The organism is Kitasatospora sp. NPDC024654 (assembly GCF_055559155.1).
Genome location: NZ_JBVHLF010000244.1, coordinates 1 through 1869, shown reverse-complemented (window position 1 = coordinate 1869; position 1869 = coordinate 1). Strand labels below are relative to the sequence as shown.

The window sequence follows — 1869 nt, the reverse complement described above, 5'->3', positions numbered from 1 at the left end:
GCTCGGCAGCGGCGGGATCTCGGACACAGGACCCAATGATCAACGAGTTGGACGCCAAGATCAACTCAGTGCGCCAGGACCACCAAACCAGTCACCTCTGAACTTACTGCCGAGCCTTGCTCGTGGCCACGATGTCGATGGCGACTCGAAGCGGTGTCTCCGCATTCCCCAGTAGCGCCCGGGTGATTGCGATCGCCTGGATGATGCTCATGCCGTGCTCGGCCAGGAGCGTCTGGACGGCCTCCATTCCGTCGCTCTCAAGGACTGGTCGGGACTGCTCGACCAGCGCGGTCCAGCGTGCGGCCTCCTCAGGGCTTAGCCCGTTGACGTGGTCAAACACGACTTCTTCCTCCCCGTGATGAGCCGATGGGTTGTACTCACGTCTCGTCAGAGCCCAGTGCAGCACTCAGGACTTTGGCAGCGTCAGCGTATTGAAGGCGGTCGAACTGAAACGGGCCGAACGCCGAATAGTCGCGCGTCTTGCGGTGGGGTTGCTCGAAGGAGTCCCAGGTCACGTGGTCAGGGGTCACTGTGATGCTGGCCATCAGCGGCCAGCATCCCCACTCACCGCATTCACAGCCGAGCACGGGCGTCTTCGGCCCCATTGCGCCGGTGGATCGTCCATGGAAATGGTCGTCCATCGGGCCGAACCGGAAGAACTGCGGGATAAGGCCTCCGTAGGCGTCGCCGGCTGGTTGCATCCCAGCTTCCGTCTCGAACTGGTCGATCAAGTCGGTGAGAGGGGTGCCGTCGATGCACGGGACGACTTCGAGCACGCCACGATCAGCGTGGCGACGGCAGACGAAGATGATCCCCTGGTTGGTCATCTTCTGATTCTGGCAGCTCATGCCGTCCCCGTTCCTCCTGATTACTGGGCAGTCATGGCCGCGGTGGCGAGGCCGGGGAGACCGATTGTGGAGTGGGGATACCGAGGTCGACCACGGTCCGATGGTCACGGCGTTGGTCGATCTGAGCCAGCTTGCCCTCCGCACCGGCGAGGCTGACGTGCAGCCCTTCGACCTCGCCGTGCCATCCTTCGCGTTCGGCCTCGGCGATGCGGGCGATGAGGTTGTCGCGGATGTCAGCCAGCCGGGCCCGCTGGGCCGGATCAGGTCGGAGGAGCGAGCATCTGACACAAGCTTATCCGAACCAGTCCAGCTCGACGTTCAGCTCGTCATCGAAGTGCCTTCGCAACGGAAAGTAGTCGTGAAGTCGCCGGAAAAGAGGCCGTCCCGGGCATGTCGCGCTCCGGGGCGGCCGTTCAGCGTGTCTACTGGGAGAACGCGTAGGTTCGGACAGGGTCGAGGTGCAGTTCGTAGGGCCCGAAGCAGTCTGCCGCTAGCGTCGCGACCGGGGCGCCGCAGAGACAGGCTCGGTTGAGTCCTTCGTCACCCGCCGGCCCGCAGCAGCCGGTGCTGTTCTCCCAGTTGGGCAGCGGTTGAAGGTCGGGGGCGTTCTCAGGGTGCATCAGCACCGTGCCCGGGACGCCCGCAGAGATGACGAAGCCCTCCTCGCGCCAGACCAGCGACCCTCGGGACTGAGCCGGCTTCGGGTCCTCCTGATCGTCCTGCACGACGTAGGGAGGTCCCCAGGGCTCGGGATCGATCGCGTAGCGGCCCCGCGGAACAGTGGAGGGTGCCCGGCGGGTCTCCTTGTCCCGGTCGTGTTCGTTGTCGGAGGGGTCGGGGACGGCGGCCAGCCCGGCCAGCTCCGGCGTGATCGCGGCGCCGCACTTGGAACAGAGGAAGACGGTCATCCCCTCGCTGTAGTCCTCAGAGTGCGGTTCGCGCCGTGATGCCCGATTCGCGATGAGGTCTGGGTGAGGTGCCCTGCTCAGTGGGGTGGGCCGGCGCTCAAGGGCGAGGCTGG

At 65.3% G+C, this 1869-nt stretch carries 3 protein-coding genes; all 3 read right to left on the bottom strand.

Annotated elements, in window-relative coordinates; translation table 11 throughout:
• Positions 1 to 103: 103 nt before the first annotated feature.
• Entirely contained in the window at positions 104 to 340 is a 237-nt protein-coding gene (locus ACZ38L_RS39345; RefSeq protein WP_465702935.1) for a hypothetical protein, read from the bottom strand.
• Between the two features lie 37 nt (positions 341 to 377).
• A complete protein-coding gene (locus ACZ38L_RS39340; protein ID WP_465702933.1) occupies positions 378 to 827 on the bottom strand; it encodes a hypothetical protein in 450 nt (149 codons plus the stop codon).
• Positions 828 to 1270: 443 nt separating this feature from the next.
• Complete coding sequence (locus tag ACZ38L_RS39335) at positions 1271 to 1756, bottom strand: hypothetical protein (protein ID WP_465702931.1); 486 nt, start codon at positions 1754 to 1756, stop codon at positions 1271 to 1273.
• Positions 1757 to 1869 lie beyond the last annotated feature (113 nt).

Excerpts from the sequence above, each read along its gene's own strand:
- ACZ38L_RS39340 (WP_465702933.1), bottom strand. The coding sequence starts at position 827 with ATGACCAACCAGGGGATCATCTTCGTCTGCCGTCGCCACGCTGATCGT.
- ACZ38L_RS39335 (WP_465702931.1), bottom strand. The coding sequence starts at position 1,756 with ATGACCGTCTTCCTCTGTTCCAAGTGCGGCGCCGCGATCACGCCGGAG.